Consider the following 19,654-nt stretch of genomic DNA (forward strand, 5'->3'; position numbering starts at 1 on the left):
AGCGGCTGCGGTCGGCCGCTAACGGTGCGGTCGGCCGATAACGGCCTCGGTCGGCTGATGACGGCAGTGGTCGGCCGATAAGCGGTGGCGGTCAGCCGATGATGGGGCGGAACAGGCCCAGCGCGATGCTCGTGCCCAGGGCGACCGCCGCCAGGGCCACGGCGCCGATCAGCAGCCAGGTGTCGGCGGTGGTGAAGATCTGGCGGCGGGCGTGGGTGCGGGGGATGCCCGAGTCGAAGCCGCGGGCGTCCATGGCTGTGGCCAGCCGGCCGCCTCGGCGGAGGGCGCCGACCAGCAGGGCGAAGGCCGTCGAGGTGAACAGGCGCAGGGCCGCGAAGGGGTTGCGGCCGGCGTCGACGCCGCGGGCTCGGCGGGCCAAGGTGATCATTTGCCACTCGTGGTTGAGGAGGGGCAGGAGGCGGAACGCGGCCAGGGCGCCGATCGCGAAGCGGGCGGGGGCCTTCGCGTTCTGCACCAGGGAGTCGGCCAGGTCGGTCGGGTCGGTGGTGGCGAAGACGATGACGCCGGGGACCGCGATCGCGAAGAGGCGCAGGATCAGGCCGAGCGCCGACACCAGCACGCCGGTCGTCACGTCGAACGGGCCCAGGTCGAGCAGTAGCGTGCCGCCCCGGTCGGCGGCGAAGAGGACCATCGTGACCAGCAGGCCCAGCGACGCGACCAGCAGCGGCCACGCCCGCCGGGCCAGGACGCCGAAGCGCACGCCGAACAGGGGCAGGACGGCCAGCTCGATGGCGAGCGCGATGGCGGGGGTGAGCGGGTCCAGCGTCGAGATCAGCGGCAGCGTGAAGAGCAGCGCCGCGCCCAGCTTGGCCACGGGGTTGCGCCGGGCCAGGGGCGCCGCCGGGTCGGCGATCGGCTCCAGGACGAGGGTCATGCGCGCCACCGGCGAGGGAGCGGGGTCATGGGCGCCGTCGGCGAGGGGAGCGGGGTCGTGTGCGCCGTCGGTGAGGGGAGCGGGGTCGTGTGCGCCGTCGGTGAGGGGAGCGGGGTCGTGTGCGCCATCCGCGAGGGGCGCAGGGTCGTGGGCGCCGTCGGCGAGGGGAGCGGGGTCATATGCGCCGCCGGCGGGGGAGCGGGTCGGGCAAGCGGGGCGTGCCCAGCGGGAACGTGCGGTCGGCGAGCGTCTGCACGAAGTCGTCGTCGTGGGTGACGGCCACGACCGCGTGGCCGTCGTCGCGCAGGGTCGCCAGGAGCGTGACCAGTTCGATCCACGTGCGCCGGTCCTGGCCGAACGTCGGCTCGTCCAGCACCAGCAGCCGCGGCGCCGTGGCCAGCGCCGTCGCCACGCTCAGCCGGCGCGCCTCGCCGCCGGAGAGGGTGTACGGGTTGGCGGCCGCCAGCTTTGTCAGGCACAGCCGGTCGAGCAGGTCGTCGATCACCGTCTGGTCGAAGCGGCCGAGCCGGCGCGGGCCGACCGCCAGCTCGTCGGCGACGCGCGACGTGACGAACTGGTGTTCCGGGTTCTGGAAGACCGAGCCGATGCGCCCGGTCAGCGTGGCGGCCCGCCAGCGGTGCGGCGGTTTCGGGTCGCCGAAGCCCTGGATCCGGCCGCCGGTGGGCGCGAGCAGGCCGCCGAGCAGCAGGGCCAGCGTCGACTTGCCCGCGCCGTTCGGGCCGGTCACGGCGAGGACCTCGCCCTCGCCCACGCCCAACGACACCGGGGAGAGCCGGCCCGCCACGGCCGCGTCCTCAGCTCGTACCAGCGAGGGGTTGGCCGTTGATCGTGATTTGAGCGGGGGAATCGTGAAGCCGGGCACCCAGACGCCCTCGTCGGCGAGGCGATCGCCGTAGGCGGCGAACACCAGCTCGGGCGCGCCGTCGGCCCGGATGCCGCCGCCCGGCTCCAGCACCACCACGCGGTCGACCAGGGGCAGGGCCTCGGCCACCCGGTGCTCCACGATGATCATCGAGGAGTCCTGGTCGTGGGAGCGCTCGATGGCCTCCCGGACCAGCGTGGCGCCGTCCGGGTCGAGGTTGGCGGTCGGCTCGTCGAGCAGCAGCAGCCGGGGGTGCAGGGCGAGCACCCCGGCCAGGGCGAGCCGCTGCGCCTCGCCGCCGGAGAGCGCCGCGGTCGAGCGGATGATCGGGTAGGGGAAGCCGACGCGGTCGAGCGCGTCGCTGACCCGCGGCCAGATGTCGGCCGCCGGCACGCCGCGATTTTCCAGGCCGAACGCCACGTCGTCGCCGCTGCGGGCCATCACCAGCTGGGTCTGCGGGTCCTGGAAGAGGATGCCGACCCGGTCGCGGGCCTTGCGCGGGTCGAGCCCGTCGATCTCGATGGTGCCCTCGGACTCGCCGGAGTCCTCGGGGAGCAGGCCGGCGAGCGCGGCGAGCAGGGTGCTCTTGCCGGCGCCCGAGGGGCCGAGCAGGAGCACCCGCTCACCGTGCGCGATCCGCAGGTCGACGTCGCGGACGGCCCAGGCGCGGCGGCCCGCGTGCCGCCAGCCGAAACCGCGGAGGACGACCTCACTCATGTCTGGAATGAGACCAGATCAGACGAGCGCGCGCGAACGCCCCGCCGCGAACCGGTCGAGCACGCCGGTCTGCGCCAGCGCGCGGGTCAGCGCCACGCTGCCGAAGCCGGCGATGACCAGCGACGACGCCGCGGTGATCAGGATGTACCAGATGCGCATGGTGGCCCACGACGTGCCGCCGTACCAGACGAAGGCGTCGTAGACGGACGCCACCACGCCCGCCGCCGTGGCCGCGAGCAGCGCCACCGGCAGGCGGTAGACCTTGTAGGCGAAGGCGGCGAAGACGGCCTCCGCGCCGAGCGCCTCCAGCGGGCCCTGGATGATCAGCGTCCAGCCCCAGCTCGTGCCGATCGCGGCGGAGACCAGCGAGGCGAGCGAGAGGGTGTAGAAGGCGGCGCCCGGCTTGCGCACGATCAGCGCGCCGAGCACGGCCGGCACGAGCCACACGCCGTAGATGACGGCCCGGCCGGGCAGCGGGATGGCGTCGGCGGGGCCGTTCCAGAGCAGGCCCCACGCCCAGAAGATCACGCCGAACGCGACGGCGATGATCGAGGCGATCACGATGTCGATCGTGCGCCACCGATTGGTGGTTTTCATGGTGAACCTCCCGATTTGTACCGGGAGGAGACGCACGCCGTGGTCACGGCGCGGCTGGAGGATCGACCGAACTTCCTGCGCTGGCATTACCCAGATCAGGTACGAGGGTCTGCGGTCGCCCGCACTCTCAGCGCTGTGCGCTCCCCTGTCCGATTGCACTAGTTTCGATGACGCTAACACCGGATTCGCTTTTCGCACATCGAGGGAGTGATCACATATGGAGGTCAAGGCCCGGGGACTGACGTTCGACGTGTACGAGGGCGGCCCGGACGACGGTGAGCCGGTCCTGCTGCTGCACGGCTTCCCGCAGGACCACCGCGAGTTCGACCTCCTCGCGCCGCGGCTGCACGAGGCCGGTCTGCGGACGTACGCGATGGACCAGCGCGGCACCTCGCCCGGCGCGCGGCCGGCGGACGTCGGCGCGTACCGGATCACCGAGGCCGTCGCCGACGCGATCGGCGTGCTCGACGCGCTCGGCCTGGAATCCGCGCACGTCATCGGCCACGACTGGGGCGCGAACGTCGGCTGGCTGCTCGCCGCCTGGCATCCCGAGCGGGTGCGCACGCTCACCGCCGTCTCCGTGCCGCACCCCAAGGCGCTGCGGCTCGCGCTGCGGGTCCGGCCCGCCCAGCGAGCGCGGCTGGCGTACTTCAAGGTCTTCCAGTCGCGGGTCGCCGAGCGGATGCTGCTCGCCCGGGACGCGGCGATGCTGCGGTTGATGCTGCGGCCGATCGGGGAGCGGGCCCAGCTCTACGTCGACGCGAACCGCGAGCCGGCGCGCCTGACCGGCGGCCTCAACTGGTACCGGGCGTTCACCGCCGACCAGATGGCCGACGTACGGCTGATCAGCGTGCCCACCACGTACGTCTGGAGTGACAAAGACGGCGTGGTCTCGCTGACCGCGGCCCTGCGCACCCGCGATTGGGTCGACGCCGATTACCAGATGGTCGCTATGCGCGGTATCAGCCACTGGATCCCGGAACAGGCCGCCTCCGCGCTCGCCGGCGCAGCCCTCTCCCGTATCCAGGGAGTTTGATTCGCGTTCACCTTGGGGTATCCGACGCGGCATGGCACCCGAGAAGCCGCGGATGAAAGACGAGACCGAGAAGCAGCGCTGGGACCGCAACTTCGCCGACCTCCTCCAGGAGCTCCGCGTCGCGCAGACCGGCATCCAGATCCTCTTCGCCTTCCTGCTGACCCTGCCGTTCAGCAGCGGCTTCCCCAAGGTCACCCAATTCCAGAAGGACACGTACGTCGTCGCGCTGCTCGCCGCGGCCGGCGCCACCGCGATGATCATCGCGCCGGTCGCCTTCCACCGCGCGCTGTTCCGCCAGGGCCGCAAGCCCGAGCTCGTCCGCTACGCCCACCGCATGGCGAGCGGCGGCCTCGCCTTCCTGCTCGTCTCGATGGTCGCCAGCGTCCTGCTGATCACCGACTTCATCCTGGCCCGGCCGATCGCCTTCATCTTCAGCGCGCTCACCGCGATCTTCTTCGTGACCTTCTGGGCCGGCATCCCGTGGCTGCGCCGCAACTGGATCGAGGACGACAGCGAGGACGCGGACTACGCACAGGCTAGCGGCGAGAGCCCCGCAGACCGAGACGCCTGAGCTCGAGCTCGGCCAGCGCGTCGACCGCCTCGGCGTCACCGTTGCGCCAGCTCTGGGCGATGTCGGGGCCGAGCCTGGCGAGCCGGTTGAGTGGCTGGCTCGCCAGGGCCCGCAGCGCCAGCAGGTCACGGCCGGCGGGCTCGTCGCGCACGGCGGTGGCGACCCCGGCCCGGCGGATCCAGCGCACGCGCAGCGGCAGCCACACGAACAGCACCAGCGCCAGGGGCACGGCGACCGCGGCCAGCGCCACGATGACCGCCATCCGGCCGACGACCTCCTGCTGCTGGCGGCCGGCCTCGGCCAGGTTGCGGGCCGCGTCGGCGGCCCCGGCGAACGGCTTGACCAGCTGGTCGCCGACGAGCGGCACCTGGCCGACCTTGCCGCCGGCGTCGGAGAGGTTGTCGGCTATGCCGCCGCCGGCGCTCTCCAGCTTCGCGCCGGGCACGCCCAGCTTCTCGACCATGTCGTGCACCCACAGGCCGGCGCGGACCCAGAGGTAGACCCAGATCACCACGACGACGTCGGTGATCAGCTGGCGGACGGCGGTGGGAACCCTGTCGGCGTAGAGCTTCACGCGGTCAGCGTCCCATGTGTCCGCTCAGCCGGCGCTCCCGGCGCAGTCCGGGCACGTTCCGAAGATCTCCATCGTGTGCGAGACGTCGACGAAGCCGTGCTTGCCGGCCACCTTCTCGGCCCACGACTCGACCGCCGGGCCCTCGACCTCGACCGCGCGGCCGCACGAGCGGCACACCAGGTGGTGATGGTGGCCCTGGCTGCACCGCCGGTAGAGGTGCTCGCCGCCGGGCGGGCGCATCACGTCGATCTCGCCGGCGTCGGCCAGGCCCTGCAACGTGCGGTAGACGGTCGTCAGGCCCACCCGCTCGCCGCGCTCCCGCAGGATGGCGTGCAGTTCCTGGGCGCTGTTGAAGCCCTCGGTCTCGGCCAGCACCGCGCTGACCGCGCTGCGCTGCTTGGTGTTGCGCTGCTGACTCTCGGCGCTCACGATCGAACCTCCCTCGCATGGCTCACGGCGTCGGCCACGATGTGCGCGACGTGCTCATCCACCAGGGAGTATGCGATCTCCCTGCCGCGTCGTGCACCTCGCACGACGCCTGCTCCGCGCAGCACGCGCAGATGCTGGGACACCAACGGCTGCGGCGCACCGAGCTTCTCCACCAGCTCGTGCACGCAGCGCTCGCCGGCGCCCAGCTCCGCGACGATCGCGACGCGGATCGGCGCGGAGAGTGCCCGCAGCAGCTCTCCGGCCGACTCGTACGCCTCATATCCCGACATTCTCACGCCTTCTGGAGGACGACGTCCGGGGGCTCCACCTCGCGCGGCGGCTGACTGCGGCGGCGCATCATCCGCCAGGCGGCGCTGCCGACGGCGATCGCGACGAAGAGCGCCAGGGCCAGGATCACCGTGGTCGCGCCGGGCGGGGTGTCCACCTCGGCCGAGAAGATCACCCCGGCGCCGGCCGCGCCGACCCCGATCGCCATGGCCGCCGCCATCGTGCCGCGGAAGCCGCGCGTGACCTGCTGCGCCGCGGCGACCGGGATGACCATCAGGGCCGAGACGAGCAGCAGCCCGACCGTGCGCATCGCGATGGTCACGGTCACCGCGGTGGTCACGGCCATCAGCAGATTGAGGGTACGCACGGGAAGGCCGCTCACCCTCGCGTACTCCTCGTCGTTGCAGACCGCGAACAGCGCCGGCCGCAAGCCCAGCATCGCGATCAGCACCAGCGCGCCGAGGACGCCGATCAGCACGATGTCCGTGGGCGACGTCGTGATCAGCGAGCCGAACAGGTACTGGATGAGGCTGTTGCTGCTCGCGTCGTCGGAGAGGGACACCAGCACCACGCCGCCGGCGATGCCGCCGTAGAAGAGCAGGGCCAGCGCCAGGTCGCCGGAGGTGCGGCCGCGCTCGCGGATCAGCTCCACGCCGATCGCGCCGATCGCCGAGACGATCACCGCGGCCAGCACAGGGGACTGGTTGAGCAGCAGGCCCACGCCGACGCCGGTGAGCGCGACGTGACCGATGCCGTCGCCGATCAGCGACAGCCGGCGCTGCACCAGGTAGATGCCGAGCGACGGCGCGGCCAGGCCGATGATCAGCGCGCCGATCATCGCCCGGATCATGAAGTCGTACTGGAAGAGATCCATTCTTAGTTCGCTGCCATCCGGTCCGTGGGGGCCCACTCGCAGATGCCGGCGGCGGGCTGGACGGCGTGCGGGTGCACGTGGTCGTGGTCCGGCTCGGCGTGGTGCCCGGCCGGCTCCGGGGGCGCGCCCTCGTAGGCGATGCGGCCCTCGTGCACCACCACGGCGCGGTCGATCAGCGGTCGCAGCGGGCCGAGCTCGTGCGCCACCAGCAGGATCGTGCCGCCGTTGTCGCCGAAGCGGCGCAGCGACGCGGCGAACGCCTCCTGGCTGGCCGCGTCCACACCCGCGGTGGGCTCGTCCAGCACCAGCAGGTCGGGCTTGCCGGCCAGCGCGCGGGCGATCAGCGTGCGCTGCTGCTGGCCGCCGGAGAGCGTGGCGACGGGGTCGTCGGCGCGGTCGAGCAGGCCCACGTCGGCCAGCGCGTCGCGCACGGCGTCGCGGTCGGCGGCGCCGGGCAGCCGGAAGATCCCGCGGCGCGCCAGCCGGCCCGAGGCGACCACCTCGCCGACCGTGGCCGGCACCCCGCTGCCGGCGCCGAGGCGCTGCGGCACGTAGCCCACCCGGGCCCACTGCCTGAAGCGGCGCTGCGGCGTCTCGAACAGGTCGATCTCGCCGCGGGCGATCGGCACGAGACCCAGGACGGTACGGATCAGAGTGGACTTCCCGGAGCCGTTCGCCCCCAGGATCGCGACGACCTCCTTGCGGTCGACGCTCAGCGAGACGTCGTGCAGGATCTCGCGGCCCTCATATCCGACGGCCAGATGGCGTACGTCGACGATGCTCATGCTGTGCACCCCAGTGCGGTGGTGAGCGCGCTCAGGTTGGCGCGCATCACGGAGAAGTAGTCGGCCCCGCTGTCGGTGAGGCCCTCCAGGGGGTCGAGGACGGCGGTCTTGGCGCCGACCTCGCGGGCGATGGTCTCCGCGACGGCCGGGCTCACCAGCGTCTCGAAGAAGATCGTCGTGGCGCCGGTCTCCTTGGCCTGTGCGGCGACCTCGGCGAGGCGCTGCGGGGAGGGCTCGGCCTCCGGCGAGATGCCGGTGATGCCGATCTCGGTGAGGTCGTAGCGGTCGGCGAGGTAGTGGAACGCCTCGTGGCTGGTCACGATCTCGCGCCGCGCGCAGGTCTTGAGCGCCGTCGCGTACTCGGTGTTGAGCTTGTCGAGCTCGCTGTGCAGGGCCGTGGCGCGCGCGGTGTAGTCGGCGGCGTGCGCCGGGTCGGCCTGGCCGAGGCGCTCGCCCAGCTTGTCGGCGATGGTGGCGAAGCGGACCGGGTCGAGCCAGACGTGCGGGTCCATGCCGCCCTCGGCCGTCTCGTGCTCGTGCTCCTCGCCCGCGTGGTCGTCCTCGGTGGCGGCCAGCAGGGTGACCACCGACGCGGCGTCGAAGGCCTTGTCCTTGGCCTCCTGGGCGACGGCCTCGTCGACCGCCGGCTGGAAGCCCTTGAGATAGACGACCAGGCCGGCCCCGGCCACGTCGCCGACCTGGCGCGGGGTGAGCTCGATGTCGTGCGGCTCGGCGCCCGGCTTGGTGAGGTTGGAGACGTCGACCTGGTCGCCGCCGATGCGCCGGCTCAGGAACTCCAGCGGGTAGAACGCGGTGACCACGGCGAGCTTGCCGTCCGTGCTGCCGGAGCCCGCACCGCACCCGGCGAGCAGTGCCAGCGGGAGCAGGACGGCGAGGAGTCGGCGCATGCCTCTACTGTCGCCGACAATGATAATGATTGTCAAAAGCGCATGGGTCGCGTCACAGAGCTTTGGCCACCGCGGCGGACAGGAGAAGAACGAGCAGGACCACCCGGATGACCCGGGTCGAGGGCGACTGCACCGGCCAGGTCGTGAAGGTCAGCGTGGCCAGGCCCAGCCCCAGCACCACCAGCAGCGCCGCGCCGACGATGCCCGGCAGGAAGAGCCCGGCCAGCAGCACGGCCAGCGCCAGCACGAACGCCGTGGTCGGGCTCACCCGGGCCAGCCGGCGCAACAGATTGTCCGACGGTGTCACGCGTCACTCCCTCTCATACCCTTGTCGCATGCTGGTGCTCAACCGCTTCGCCGTACAGCCCGACACGCGGGACGACTTCGTCGCCCGGGCGCACGCCGCGCTCGGCGCCCTCGCCGAACGGCCCGGATATCTCTCCGGCCGGCTCACCCGTGCCCTCGAGGACACCTCCACATGGACCCTCGTCACCGAATGGGAGTCGGTCGGAGCCTACCGCCGCGCGCTCGGCGCCTTCGATGTCAAGGTGCACGCCACGCCTTTGCTGTCGCAGTCGATCGACGAGCCGTCCGCGTTCGAGACGCTCGCGTCGGCCGAGCCCGGCGGCAAGGTGGTCGAGACCCCCAGCGACCGCGCCGCCGACTAGTGTTGCCGTCATGACGGCGCCCACCTTCGTTCCGCCGCCTCCTCAGGGGCCCGGTGTCCAGCCTCCGTTCCCGGCGCCGCCGGTCGAGGGCAAGGGCCGCCGCATCGGCATGGGCCTCGGCATCGGCGCCGGCGTGCTGGTGCTCGTCTGCGGCGGCGGGGCCGCGGCGCTCGTGGGCCTGCTCTCGTCGGCCTCCGGCGCGCTGCAAGAGCAGGCGCAGGCGGCGGTCGGCGACTACCTGAGCGCGCTCAAGGCGGGCAACTACGCGGACGCGTACGACAGCCTCTGTGATCGTGCGAAGCGCGACGAGACCCAGGCGGAGTTCCGCACCCGGATCTCCGCCGAGGAGCCCATCGTGCAGTGGACCCTCGGCGACCTCGAGCTGACCTACCAGATCTCCGTGCCGGTCCGTGCCACCTTCGCGGGCGGCGACGTCGAGGAGCTGACCGCGCTGCTCGACCAGGACACGACAACGGGCCAGTTCGAGGTGTGCGAGCTCGCGGAGTAAATTCTGTTCGTCCCGATCCCATAACGCTGTCCCCGCCGACACCCAGCCGGCGTAGGAGGAACATGCCCGCCGACCGTATCGACGCCGTCGTCAGCCTGGCCAAGCGCCGAGGCTTCGTCTTCCCCTCCAGTGAGATCTACGGAGGGACCCGCTCGGCCTGGGACTACGGTCCGCTGGGCGTGGAGCTGAAGGAGAACGTCCGCCGCCAGTGGTGGCGCACGATGGTCCAGCAGCGCGACGACATCGTCGGCCTCGACTCCGCCGTCATCCTCGCGCGCGACGTCTGGGCGGCCTCCGGCCACCTCGACGCCTTCGTCGACCCGCTGACCGAGTGCCAGTCGTGCCACAAGCGGTTCCGCGCCGACCACCTCGAGGAGGCGTACGAGGCGAAGCACGGCTCGCTGCCCTCCTCGCTGCAGGAGCTCAACTGCCCCAACTGCGGCAACAAGGGCACGTTCACCGAGCCGAAGATGTTCAACGGCCTGATGAAGACCTACCTCGGCCCGACCGAGAGCGCCGAGGGCCTGCACTACCTGCGGCCCGAGACCGCGCAGGGCATCTTCGTCAACTACAACAACGTGGCGCAGGCGGCCCGCAAGAAGCCCCCGTTCGGCATCGCCCAGATCGGCAAGAGCTTCCGCAACGAGATCACCCCGGGCAACTTCATCTTCCGTACGCGTGAGTTCGAGCAGATGGAGATGGAGTTCTTCGTCGAGCCCGGCAAGGACGAGCAGTGGCACGAGTACTGGCTCCAGGAGCGCTGGAACTGGTACCGCGACCTGGGTCTGTCCGAGAGCAACCTGCGCTTCTACGAGCACCCGCGCGAAAAGCTGTCGCACTATTCCAAGCGGACCGTCGACATCGAATACCGGTTCCAGTTCGGCGGTACGGAGTTCGCCGAGCTCGAGGGCATCGCCAACCGCACCGACTTCGACCTGACCACCCACTCGAAGCACTCCGGCGTCGACCTCTCCTACTTCGACCAGGAGAAGCAGGAGCGCTGGGTGCCGTACGTGATCGAGCCGGCCGCCGGCCTCACCCGCGCGGTGCTGGCGTTCCTGCTCGAGGCGTACGACGAGGACGAGGCCCCCAACACCAAGGGCGGCGTCGACAAGCGCACGGTCATGCGCTTCGACCCGCGCCTGGCCCCGATCAAGGTGGCGGTGCTCCCGCTCTCGCGCAACCCCGAGCTCTCCCCGAAGGCCCGTGGCCTGGCGGCGGACCTGCGCAAGCGCTGGATCGTCGAGTTCGACGACTCGCAGGCCATCGGCCGCCGCTATCGACGTCAGGACGAGATCGGCACCCCGTTCTGCGTCACCGTCGACTTCGACACCCTGCAGGACGACGCCGTCACGGTCCGCGATCGCGACACCATGAAGCAGGAGCGGGTCGCCCTCTCCCAGATCGAGGACTACCTGCTCAAGCGCCTCCCCGGCGCCTAGAAATCGAATCCGCCGGGACGTCCGTTCCGGTCCGCGATCAACCCGGCCAGGGTCGCCACGGCGATCTCGGCCGGCGTCCGCGACCCGATGTTGAGGCCGATCGGGCGGTGCACCCGCCCGATCAGGTCCTCGCTCACCCCACGCTCCCGCAGGGCGGCGACGTGCGGACCCTCCACCCGGGGATTGCCGACGATCCCGATCCACCGGGTCGGCGCCCCGAGCGCCTCCTCCAGCACCGCACCGATCTCGGCCCGGTGATGGTCGCTCAGCACCACATCGGTGTGCTCGTCGAGCCGCGCCGCCCCGAGATCGTGCACGAACGAGTCGCCGTGCGCCCGGGGCAGCCCCTGAAGCCGCGTCGCGTCCGGCTCCACCAGAACAGTCTGAAAGCCCACCTCGACGGCGAGCCGCAGCAGAGCCTCACCGACGGCGGAGTGAAAGACCACAACCAGCCGCCGCGGACTCAGCGCCGCCTTCTCCTCGTCACTCACGCCACGACTCTGCCAGATGATCGCCGCCGGCCGGATCGCTGCGTTCCGGCGTGATCGACGCGAGATTGCCCGGGAGGTGAGTCTCGGCGTGCGACTGGCTGAGCCCGCCTGGATTTCGGGCGAGTCGGGCGGGCATGGCATGCTCGGAGGCGTGACCATCGCGCCTCTCATGCTCGGCAAGCACGCTGTTCGGCCGCCCGTTGTGCTGGCTCCCATGGCCGGCATCACGAATGTGGCGTTTCGGCGGCTTTGCCGGGAGCAGGGGGGCGGGGTCTACGTCTGCGAGATGATCACGACGCGGGCGCTGGTGGAGCGGATTCCCAAGACGCTCAAGATGGTGGCGTTCGCGGAGGACGAGGACTTCCGGAGCCTTCAGCTCTACGGGGTCGACCCCGACGTGACGGCGCGGGCCGTGCGCATGGTGGGTGAGGACGGGCTCGCCGATCACATCGACCTCAACTTCGGGTGCCCGGTGCCCAAGGTGACCCGCCGGGGCGGTGGGTCGGCGCTGCCGTGGCGGCGCAAGCTGTTCGGGCGGATCGTGCGGCAGGCGGTCGAGGCGGCGAGGCCGTACGGGATCCCGGTCACGATCAAGATGCGCAAGGGCATCGACGACGACCACCTGACGTACGTCGAAGCGGGCCTGATCGCGCAGGAGGCCGGGGTCGCGGCGGTCGCCCTGCACGCGCGGACCGCGGAGCAGCGCTACTCGGGCAAGGCCGACTGGGACGCGATCGCGACGCTCAAGCAGGCGCTCGACGTGCCGGTGCTGGGCAACGGCGACATCTGGGAGGGGTCGGACGCGCTGCGCATGGTCGAGCAGACCGGCGTGGACGGGGTCGTGGTCGGGCGCGGCTGCCTCGGCCGGCCGTGGCTCTTCGCCGACCTCGAGGCGGCGTTCACCCAGGGCGCCGGCTACCAGCCGGTGCTGCCGGCGCTCGGCGAGGTCGCAAAGATCATGTCGCGGCACGCGGAGCTGCTGGTCGACGCGCTCGAGGACGAGAAGCACGGCTGCGCCGACTTCCGCAAGCACGTGGCGTGGTACCTGAAGGGCTTCCCGATCGGCGGGGAGCTGCGCCGCGCGCTGGCCATGGTGTCGTCGCTGGCCGAGCTCGACGACCTGCTCGCCAAGCTCGACCCGTCGGTGCCGTTCCCCGAGGAGGCGCTCGGCCAGCCGCGGGGGCGTGTCAACGCGCCGGGCAAGGTCTCCCTGCCGTACGGATGGCTCGACAGCCGCGACGACGACAGCGTGCCCGAGGGCGCCGAGATGGAGAACTCAGGCGGCTAGCAGCGCCGTGAGCACCAGGGGCACGCCGGCCAGGGCGAAGAGCACGGCCAGCGGCAGGTCCACGGCGAAGCCCAGATAGAGCAGCACGGCGAAGACCTCGCTCGCGAAACCGGCGACGGACAGGACGGTGGTGCGCGCCCGGCCGGTGATCGTGGCCTGGAGCCGCGCCTCGGCACGGATCATCGCGTATTGCAGCAGGCCGAACGCCGCCGACACCGCGACCATCCCGGCCAGGTGAGGTGCGAGCGCCCCGGCGGCCAGCAGGGTCGCCGCTGCGCAGAGCGCCCAGCCGAGGCCGCGACCTCTTTCGGCGAGCGCGCTTCCGGCGGCCATCGCCAGGGCGGTCACCGCGAACAACAGGGGTACGACGTCGGTCGGCGCGCCCTTGTCCCGGGTCAGCAGCGGCAGGTATTCGTCGAGCGCGCTGAACCCGGGCACCAGCGCCGCCACGAGCAGAGCCCGCGCGACAACCCGCGTCCCGACCGCCTCCCGCACGCCGTCTCGCAGGGTGTGCCAATACGAGATCTCGGAAATGTCCGGCTCGTGATGAGGATGGAGGGGGAGAAGCGCCGGGTGGCGGTCGGGGGTGGGGCCGGCTGGTGGAGGGGGCTGCGGTGCGGTCGGTGGTGGGGCGGGAGTGTGCGGGGGAGCAGGAGCGGAGCGGGTCTCGGGCAGGTGGAGGGCCAGCAGGGCGCCGATGAGCTTGACGGCGATGCTCAGGGCGCCGACCAGCAGGTAGCCGCCCGCGTGGAGGGCCGGGGTGGCCAGCAGGGTGGCGGCGAGCATGGCCAGGATCGACACGGTCTCGGCGCGGCCGATGAGGCGGGTGTAGGCGCGCTCGTCGCTCAGCGCGTCGTAGACCAGGGCCTCCAGCGCGCCTGAGCCGAGCGAGCCGCCCAGGCCCCACAGCACGAAGCCCAGGGCGAAGCCGGGGTACGACGGCCACAGCAGCCACAGCGCGTAGCCGGCCGCCGTCAGGAGCTCGCCCGCCGCATACGAGCGCTTGCGCGACCAGACGTCGGCGAGCGCGCCGGACGGGACCTCGGCGGCGAAGGCGACCACCGACCAGATGACGAACAGCGACGACACCTGGGCCGTGGTGAGGCCGGCGTCCGCGAACAGCAGCGCGTACACCGGGTAGAGCGGGACGCCCTCGGAGAGGGCCCGCACAACGTAGAGGTTTCAGCGTCAAGCCGGATGCATGGTCCCAGTCTGCCCCACCCGTCAACGCAATTCGGCCTCGTCGGCGGCCGCGCGGCCCGACTCCCACCCCTCGAGGCTGTCGATGCGGCTGCCGCGCGCTCGTACCGTACGGGGAAAGGCCTTCTGCATGACCTCGCGCACCTGGATCTCGCGGTTGCGCAGGACCGGCAGCAGGTCGCTGTGCTGCTCGATCTCGTGCCGGGTGGTGTCGGCGAGCCGCTCGCCGATGCGCACCGCGTACGCCACCAGGAAGCTGCGCCGGAACGCCTTGATCCGCGCCTTGCCCTTGGCCGGCTCGTCGCGGGCCATCGCCCGGTTCGCCTGCACCAGCAGCGACGTGTAGAGCAGCTCGACCCCGTCGATGTCCGCGTCGAAGCCGAAGATCGTGGAGAAGCCCAGCTCGGGGGACCAGACCGTGTGGCAGTGGTTGGCCCGCGCGACGGCGTCCAGCAGAGAGGCCTTCTCACTCTCGTACGGGTGGTCGACGCCGATCCGCCTCGCGTGCGGCACCACCTCGGCACGCCCGGCCGTGGTCAGCGCCTCCTCGATGCTGTGCCGCGCGATCAGCTCCTGCGCCTTGGCCGAATACGCCTCCGCCTCGGCGGGGAAGTCCGTCGCCTCCGCCTTGGCCAGCAGCGCCCGGACCCGGTCGAGGATCCGGTTGTCCGACTTGCCGGGCAGGGTCGCCGTCGTCCCGGGCGGCGGGATCAGCACCTCGATCGGCGGCAGCTGCCGCAGCTCCCGCAGCAGCCCCAGCGACGAGTCGAGCAGCGTGATCCGGTCGGGCCGCCGCCCCGCCACCGGCAGCGACGACACCTGCGCGGCCCAGCGCGGGTCGACCTGGCTGAACCGGCCCGCATAGGCGGACGCGGCCTCGGCGACGAGCGCCGCCTTCACCGGGTCGCCCAGCCGGGCCACCACCCGGTGCAGCTCCGCGGGCTGCCATCCGCCCCGGAAGAGCCGGTCGAACGCGTCGCGCAGCACCGCGGCCAGGGCGGCGTCCACCTCACCCGCGGGCGCCACGGTCAGCGCGTCGAGCCCCGCCTCGTACCCGATCGCCCCGCTGACCACCTCACGGACGACGTCCTCCACCGACACAACGACGACGGTACCGACGCCGGTGGGGAGGGCCGTGATCGGCCCTCCCCACCCGTGGAGCTGCGAGAACCCCTAGACGTCGAGGTCGCTCTCGATGCGCTTGAGCTGGTGCCGCGCCATCGCCAGGTTCGAGCGGTCGCGGCGTAGCGCGACGTACAGGAACAACCCCTTCCCCGCCCGGCTCGTCAGAGGGCGGATCAGGTGGTACTGGGTATCGAGGGTGATCAGGATGTCCTCGATCTTCTCGGTGATGTTGAGCATCTCCATCGCCCTGAGCTTGGCGCGCACCACATCGGTGTTGCCCGCCGCGGCGACCGTGAGGTCGAGCTCCTTGCCGCCGCCGACCGTGCCGAGGGCCATGCCGCTCGTGTGGTCGACCAGCGCGACGCCGAAGGCGCCGTCGATCTCCATGATTTCCTTGAGTGCGGTGTCCATGTCGGCCATGGATTGTCCTCCGTTGTGCGGTGGGATGGCGGTCCGCCGGATCGCCCGGCGGGACCGTTCGGTCGCGGCCCTGGGGCCGCGTGTCTCAACCCGTCGCCTGCCGACGGCGAGCGTTGGTGAGGGTGGTGGGCAGGGGGGTCCGCCGGGTCAGCGGCGCCGGTCCCGCCTGTTGCGGGATCTCCGGCCTCGCCTGCGGCTTCGTCTCCAACTTCAAGATCCTCACGAGCCGGCGTACGCAACGCCGCGCCTCGAGGTGCACCATGGCCAGGTTGGCGTCACCCGAGGTGACCACGGTGAGCAGGGCGGTCGGCCCCGCGGTGTACGAGGTGATGTAGCCGCGATCGCACTCGACCACCGACTCGCGCAGGTCCCCGTGGTTGACCGCGTGCGCGAAACGGCGGGCCAGCGCCAGATGCGCGGCGGCGAGCGCGGCGATGCTGTCCGGCTCTATGCCGTGGGCGTCGTGCGCGATCACCAGCCCGTCGGTGGAGGCCAGCACGCTGCCGGAGAGCTCCGGCACCCGGCCTCTCAGGCGGTCGAGCTCCTCGAGCACCGCCGGATCCACCGTCATCCTCGGCCTCTCTTTCTGCGTGCGGGGGTGCGCGTGTCACCGCAAGGCCCGCAATGCCGTGCGGATGCGCTTGAGCAGGACTTCATCGGTGCCGGGATGCACCGGCGGCGTTTCACCGGCGACTTCCTTGGGCAGCTTGGCCCCGGGTTTCCGCCGGGCGAGCCTGGGCGGGGCGGGGGCGTTGCGTGGCGGCTCGGCCGCCGGCGCGGACGAGGGCGGCGGGGGTGGAGGCGCGGGCCCCGGCCGTACGGGCGCGGCGCCGCTCACCACCGGCACGGTCGGCTCGTTGCCCGACCGGACCATCGGCGCGGCCGGCTCGTTGCCCGACCGGACCATCGGCGCGGCCGGCTCCTTGCCGGAGCCGACCACCGGGCGCTGGACGTCGACGGCCGTGCCCCGCATGCGCGGCAGGCGCACCAGCTCCGGCGCCTCCGCCGGCCGTGCCTCCGGCAGCTCCAGTAGGCCGAGCGCCGCCATCCGGCGCAGCTCCTGGATGGTCGCGTAGCCGGCCTTGCCGAGCAGCAGCGCCAGGTCGGCCGGGGTGCGCTGCCCGTCCGCGTGGACCAGCAGCTCCCACTGCAGGGCGGTGATCGTGACCCGCTCGCGGGGCGCCCGGGGTGCCGGGGTGACCGCTGCCGTGTCGACCCGCGCGTCCGGGAAGATCTCGTCGAGCAGGCGCACGCGCCGGCGTACCTCCCGGGTGATCGCCCCCGGATCGATGTGGGCGACCGGGCCCAGCCAGTGCGTGGCGCCCGGGAGGAAGTCGGTCGGCGCCTCCGGGGCCGAGAGGGCGAAGTAGGCCGCGTCGTAGGTCGCACCCAGCACGCACAGCTCCAGCTCGCCCTGGGTGAGATGGCCCTGGTCGACCAGCAGCCGCCCCACCCGGGCGGTGGAGGTGCCCAGGTCGAGCGCGTTCTGCCAGGTGCGGCCCGCCAGCCGGCCGGACGCGGTGAGCAGCTCCCCGACGCCCGGCGCCGCCGGCGACTCGGCGTAGATGACCCGGCCCTCGAGGACGTAGACCGCGCCGCCCGGGTGGCCACCGACCACCAGCGCGCCGGTCTGCCGCTCGTCGGCCACCCGCGCGAGCAGGCTCGCCGGCGCGGCGGTCCTCGAGGTCGTCACCTGTGCTCCTCATCCCGTCAAGTCGCTATGAGCTCGTCGGCCAGCTTCTGCATGCGCAGCCGGGCCACGGCGAGGTTGCCCTGCGCCCGGTCCAGCCAGACGTAGAGGACCAGCCGGCTGTCGAAGTCGGTCTGTACCGGCCGGAGCAGGTGGTATCCGCCGGCGGTCGTGATGATCAGGTCTTCGAGCAGATCGTGCGGCACGGCCGAGACGTACAGCGATCTGCTCGTCGCGGCCTGCACGACGTCCGCCGTGCCGGCCGCCGCGGCCTCGTGGTCGTTGTTCGGTGCGGCTCCCGTCGTGGCGACCGGGAACCCGGTGGTGTAGTCGACGATGCTGGCGCCCACAGCGCCAGGGATCGCCATGGCCTCCTGTAGACAGTGATCGACGCCGGGCACATCTCTCCTCAGCGCTGTGCTGCCGCCCCCGTGCCGTGCCTCGTTGCCGCGGTCACCGGCGAGCCTGACGGATCGGTGAAGGCAACGCTCCGCGCCGTCACCGTGGGCCATCCTCCGGCGACCGTGCGGCGGGCAGTCGCACCCGCTGTGCGTCATGTTTCTCCGATGTCGCCGGGCCGGGCCATCGAGGGCCACCGGTGTGTTGTCTCAGGTGAGAGACACTGGCAAGGAGCGCGTAACATGATCGCCACTTTTCGATGAGGAGGCGCCCTATGGCGGTGCGGTGGGAGCAGATCGTGGTGGACGCCCAGGACGCCGGGCGCCTGGCGCGATGGTGGGCGGAGGCCCTCGGCGGCTGGGTCATCGTGACCGACGAGCCCGGCGAGGTGGAGATCCGCAAGAGCCCCGGCGAGCTGCCCGGGCTGCTGTTCACCCCGGCCGCCGAGCCCAAGACGGTCAAGAACCGCCTGCACATCGACCTGCGCCCGGACGACCAGGAGGCCGAGGTCGAGCGGCTCATCGACATGGGCGCCCGGCACGCCGACATCGGCCAGAGCGACGTCGGCTGGGTCGTGCTCGCCGACCCGGAGGGCAACGAGTTCTGCGTCCTCTCGTCGAAGAAGGACGCCTAGTCTTGATCACATGACCGCGTTCGACGCCCAGCGGTGGATCGCCGAGCCGGCGAAGGACAGCGGCTACGGGCGCACCCCCTTCCAGCGGGACCGGGCGCGGGTGCTGCACTCCGCGGGCTTCCGGCGGCTCGCGGCCAAGACCCAGGTGCACACGGCCGGGTCCGACGACTTCCTGCGCACGAGGCTGACGCACTCGCTGGAGGTCGCCCAGATCTCGCGCGAGATGGGCGAGCGGCTGGGCTGCGACCCGGACGTGGTGGACGTCGCTGGCCTCGCGCACGACCTCGGCCACCCGCCGTTCGGCCACAACGGCGAGCACGCGCTGCACACCGTCGCCGAGCCGTGCGGCGGCTTCGAGGGCAACGCGCAGACCCTGCGGGTGCTCACCCGGCTCGAGGCCAAGGTCCCCGGCGCCGGCCTCAACCTCACCCGGGCGTCGCTCGACGCGAGCTGCAAATATCCCTGGTCGCGTGTGCCCGGACGGCGCAAGTTCGGGGTGTACGAGGACGACCGCGCCGTCTTCGACTGGGTGCGCCCCGCCGAGCTGGGCGAGCGCCGCTGCCTCGAGGCGCAGGTGATGGACTGGGCCGACGACGTGGCCTACTCGGTGCACGACGTGGAGGACGGCGTGCACGGCGGCTACCTGGCGCTCGGCCCGCTGCTGGCCGATCCGGCGGAACGGGCCGCGCTCTGCGCCGACGTCGCGGCCACCTATTCCGACGAGGGGGCCGACGAGCTGTCCGCGGCGCTCGACGAGTTGCTCGCCGACCCGGTGGTGACCGAGGTCGCCGGATACGACGGCACCTATCGGGCCCAGGTCGCCCTCAAACGGATGACCAGCGTCCTGACCGGCCGGTTCGTCGCGTCCGCGGTCGGCGCCACCCAGAGCCGGTACGGCACGGGCCGGGTCCGCCGCTACGACGCCGACCTCGTCGTGCCGCGCACTGTGCGTAACCAGTGCGCCCTGCTCAAGGGCATGGCGTTGCGGTACGTGATGCGCACCCGAGCGCAGGAGTCCTGGTACGACCAGCAGAGGACGATCCTGATCGAGCTTGTGGGCGCTCTCACCCGTACGCCGGAGGCCTTGGACCCTGTGTTTTTGCCCCTTTATGAGGCAGCGGAGAGTGACGCCGCGGCACTGCGCGTAGTGATCGACCAGGTCGCGTCGCTCACCGACCACGCCGCGGTGGCGTGGCACCGGACCCTGGTGGCGGCCCGAGCCTGACGCGAGG

At 72.0% G+C, this 19,654-nt stretch carries 25 protein-coding genes and 1 riboswitch; of the genes, 8 read left to right on the plus strand and 17 right to left on the minus strand.

From position 1 onward, the window contains the following. Nucleotides 1-91: 91 nt before the first annotated feature. From Ade02nite_RS20975 to Ade02nite_RS20985, 3 genes are all read right to left on the minus strand, one after another. Nucleotides 92-895 (minus strand): energy-coupling factor transporter transmembrane component T family protein, encoded by an 804-nt coding sequence (locus tag Ade02nite_RS20975; RefSeq protein WP_203766118.1) that lies wholly within the window; start codon nt 893-895, stop codon nt 92-94. A gap of 175 nt (nt 896-1,070) precedes the next feature. Further along, nucleotides 1,071-2,495 carry an ABC transporter ATP-binding protein gene (locus Ade02nite_RS20980; RefSeq protein ID WP_203766120.1) on the minus strand — a complete coding sequence of 475 codons (1,425 nt, stop codon included), beginning with the start codon at nt 2,493-2,495 and terminating at the stop codon, nt 1,071-1,073. An 18-nt stretch (nt 2,496-2,513) separates the two neighbouring features. Further along, entirely contained in the window at nt 2,514-3,092 is a 579-nt protein-coding gene (locus Ade02nite_RS20985) for an ECF transporter S component (RefSeq protein WP_203766128.1), read from the minus strand. A 55-nt stretch (nt 3,093-3,147) separates the two neighbouring features. Continuing rightward, nucleotides 3,148-3,249: riboswitch (TPP riboswitch) on the minus strand. A gap of 60 nt (nt 3,250-3,309) precedes the next feature. Here Ade02nite_RS20985 and Ade02nite_RS20990 point away from each other — a divergent pair. Both Ade02nite_RS20990 and Ade02nite_RS20995 read left to right on the plus strand, forming a co-directional pair. Then, nucleotides 3,310-4,128, plus strand: coding sequence for an alpha/beta fold hydrolase (locus tag Ade02nite_RS20990; RefSeq protein ID WP_203766130.1), 819 nt, complete (start codon nt 3,310-3,312; stop codon nt 4,126-4,128). Nucleotides 4,129-4,180: 52 nt separating this feature from the next. Next, on the plus strand, nt 4,181-4,699 hold the full coding sequence (locus Ade02nite_RS20995; RefSeq protein WP_203766132.1) for a DUF6328 family protein: 519 nt from the start codon (nt 4,181-4,183) through the stop codon (nt 4,697-4,699). Here the strand turns inward: Ade02nite_RS20995 and Ade02nite_RS21000 are convergent. The 7 genes from Ade02nite_RS21000 to Ade02nite_RS21030 are packed head-to-tail and all read right to left on the minus strand — an operon-like array spanning nt 4,665 to nt 8,864. Beyond that, on the minus strand, nt 4,665-5,273 hold the full coding sequence (locus Ade02nite_RS21000; protein WP_203766134.1) for a hypothetical protein: 609 nt from the start codon (nt 5,271-5,273) through the stop codon (nt 4,665-4,667). The genes Ade02nite_RS20995 and Ade02nite_RS21000 overlap by 35 nt on opposite strands. 24 nt (nt 5,274-5,297) lie before the next feature. Beyond that, on the minus strand, nt 5,298-5,705 hold the full coding sequence (locus Ade02nite_RS21005; protein WP_379037121.1) for a Fur family transcriptional regulator: 408 nt from the start codon (nt 5,703-5,705) through the stop codon (nt 5,298-5,300). Beyond that, nucleotides 5,699-5,992, minus strand: a complete 294-nt coding sequence (locus Ade02nite_RS21010; protein ID WP_203766138.1) for an ArsR/SmtB family transcription factor — start codon at nt 5,990-5,992, stop codon at nt 5,699-5,701. The genes Ade02nite_RS21005 and Ade02nite_RS21010 overlap by 7 nt, the downstream gene beginning before the upstream one ends. Nucleotides 5,993-5,994: 2 nt before the next feature. Continuing rightward, nucleotides 5,995-6,864 (minus strand): metal ABC transporter permease, encoded by an 870-nt coding sequence (locus tag Ade02nite_RS21015; protein WP_203766140.1) that lies wholly within the window; start codon nt 6,862-6,864, stop codon nt 5,995-5,997. Between the two features lie 2 nt (nt 6,865-6,866). Next, nucleotides 6,867-7,649 carry a metal ABC transporter ATP-binding protein gene (locus Ade02nite_RS21020; RefSeq protein WP_203766142.1) on the minus strand — a complete coding sequence of 261 codons (783 nt, stop codon included), beginning with the start codon at nt 7,647-7,649 and terminating at the stop codon, nt 6,867-6,869. Further along, nucleotides 7,646-8,557 (minus strand): metal ABC transporter substrate-binding protein, encoded by a 912-nt coding sequence (locus Ade02nite_RS21025; protein WP_203766144.1) that lies wholly within the window; start codon nt 8,555-8,557, stop codon nt 7,646-7,648. Before Ade02nite_RS21025 ends, Ade02nite_RS21020 begins: the two co-directional genes overlap by 4 nt. Before the next feature lie 52 nt (nt 8,558-8,609). Beyond that, entirely contained in the window at nt 8,610-8,864 is a 255-nt protein-coding gene (locus Ade02nite_RS21030) for a DUF6703 family protein (protein WP_203766146.1), read from the minus strand. Nucleotides 8,865-8,892: 28 nt separating this feature from the next. On the opposite strand from Ade02nite_RS21030, the gene Ade02nite_RS21035 reads away from it, so the two are divergent. From Ade02nite_RS21035 to Ade02nite_RS21045, 3 genes are all read left to right on the plus strand, one after another. Continuing rightward, nucleotides 8,893-9,225 carry an antibiotic biosynthesis monooxygenase family protein gene (locus Ade02nite_RS21035; RefSeq protein ID WP_203766148.1) on the plus strand — a complete coding sequence of 111 codons (333 nt, stop codon included), beginning with the start codon at nt 8,893-8,895 and terminating at the stop codon, nt 9,223-9,225. A 10-nt stretch (nt 9,226-9,235) separates the two neighbouring features. Continuing rightward, nucleotides 9,236-9,733, plus strand: coding sequence for an Rv0361 family membrane protein (locus tag Ade02nite_RS21040; RefSeq protein ID WP_203766150.1), 498 nt, complete (start codon nt 9,236-9,238; stop codon nt 9,731-9,733). 62 nt (nt 9,734-9,795) lie between these two features. Then, nucleotides 9,796-11,175, plus strand: coding sequence for a glycine--tRNA ligase (locus tag Ade02nite_RS21045; protein WP_203766152.1), 1,380 nt, complete (start codon nt 9,796-9,798; stop codon nt 11,173-11,175). On the opposite strand, the gene Ade02nite_RS21050 is transcribed toward Ade02nite_RS21045, so the two are convergent. Then, a complete protein-coding gene (locus Ade02nite_RS21050) occupies nt 11,172-11,666 on the minus strand; it encodes an XdhC family protein (protein WP_239168929.1) in 495 nt (164 codons plus the stop codon). The two genes, Ade02nite_RS21045 and Ade02nite_RS21050, sit on opposite strands and share 4 nt — an antisense overlap. A 139-nt stretch (nt 11,667-11,805) precedes the next feature. Between Ade02nite_RS21050 and dusB the strand changes: the two genes are divergently transcribed. After that, complete coding sequence (gene dusB / locus Ade02nite_RS21055) at nt 11,806-12,954, plus strand: tRNA dihydrouridine synthase DusB (protein ID WP_203766154.1); 1,149 nt, start codon at nt 11,806-11,808, stop codon at nt 12,952-12,954. On the opposite strand, the gene Ade02nite_RS21060 is transcribed toward dusB, so the two are convergent. The 6 genes from Ade02nite_RS21060 to Ade02nite_RS21085 form a co-directional block, all read right to left on the minus strand. Further along, on the minus strand, nt 12,943-14,124 hold the full coding sequence (locus tag Ade02nite_RS21060; RefSeq protein ID WP_203766161.1) for an MFS transporter: 1,182 nt from the start codon (nt 14,122-14,124) through the stop codon (nt 12,943-12,945). The two genes, dusB and Ade02nite_RS21060, sit on opposite strands and share 12 nt — an antisense overlap. 54 nt (nt 14,125-14,178) lie before the next feature. After that, nucleotides 14,179-15,255, minus strand: a complete 1,077-nt coding sequence (locus Ade02nite_RS50315; protein ID WP_203766163.1) for a DUF2786 domain-containing protein — start codon at nt 15,253-15,255, stop codon at nt 14,179-14,181. 72 nt (nt 15,256-15,327) lie between these two features. Further along, nucleotides 15,328-15,699 carry a hypothetical protein gene (locus tag Ade02nite_RS21070; RefSeq protein ID WP_203766165.1) on the minus strand — a complete coding sequence of 124 codons (372 nt, stop codon included), beginning with the start codon at nt 15,697-15,699 and terminating at the stop codon, nt 15,328-15,330. An 85-nt stretch (nt 15,700-15,784) separates the two neighbouring features. Next, complete coding sequence (locus Ade02nite_RS21075) at nt 15,785-16,270, minus strand: roadblock/LC7 domain-containing protein (RefSeq protein WP_203766173.1); 486 nt, start codon at nt 16,268-16,270, stop codon at nt 15,785-15,787. A 36-nt stretch (nt 16,271-16,306) separates the two neighbouring features. Then, nucleotides 16,307-17,392, minus strand: coding sequence for a DUF4388 domain-containing protein (locus tag Ade02nite_RS21080; RefSeq protein WP_203766175.1), 1,086 nt, complete (start codon nt 17,390-17,392; stop codon nt 16,307-16,309). Between the two features lie 17 nt (nt 17,393-17,409). Next, a complete protein-coding gene (locus Ade02nite_RS21085; RefSeq protein WP_239168930.1) occupies nt 17,410-17,757 on the minus strand; it encodes a roadblock/LC7 domain-containing protein in 348 nt (115 codons plus the stop codon). Nucleotides 17,758-18,062: 305 nt separating this feature from the next. Here Ade02nite_RS21085 and Ade02nite_RS21090 point away from each other — a divergent pair, with 305 nt between their 5' ends. Continuing rightward, nucleotides 18,063-18,422, plus strand: a complete 360-nt coding sequence (locus Ade02nite_RS21090; protein WP_203766178.1) for a VOC family protein — start codon at nt 18,063-18,065, stop codon at nt 18,420-18,422. Between the two features lie 10 nt (nt 18,423-18,432). Further along, the gene (locus tag Ade02nite_RS21095) at nt 18,433-19,647 is read left to right on the plus strand and encodes a deoxyguanosinetriphosphate triphosphohydrolase (protein ID WP_203766180.1); all 1,215 of its coding nucleotides are present in this window, start codon (nt 18,433-18,435) and stop codon (nt 19,645-19,647) included. Nucleotides 19,648-19,654: the final 7 nt, after the last annotated feature.

Origin of the sequence: Paractinoplanes deccanensis (assembly GCF_016862115.1) — a bacterium.
Taxonomy (GTDB): Bacteria; Actinomycetota; Actinomycetes; order Mycobacteriales; family Micromonosporaceae; genus Actinoplanes; species Actinoplanes deccanensis.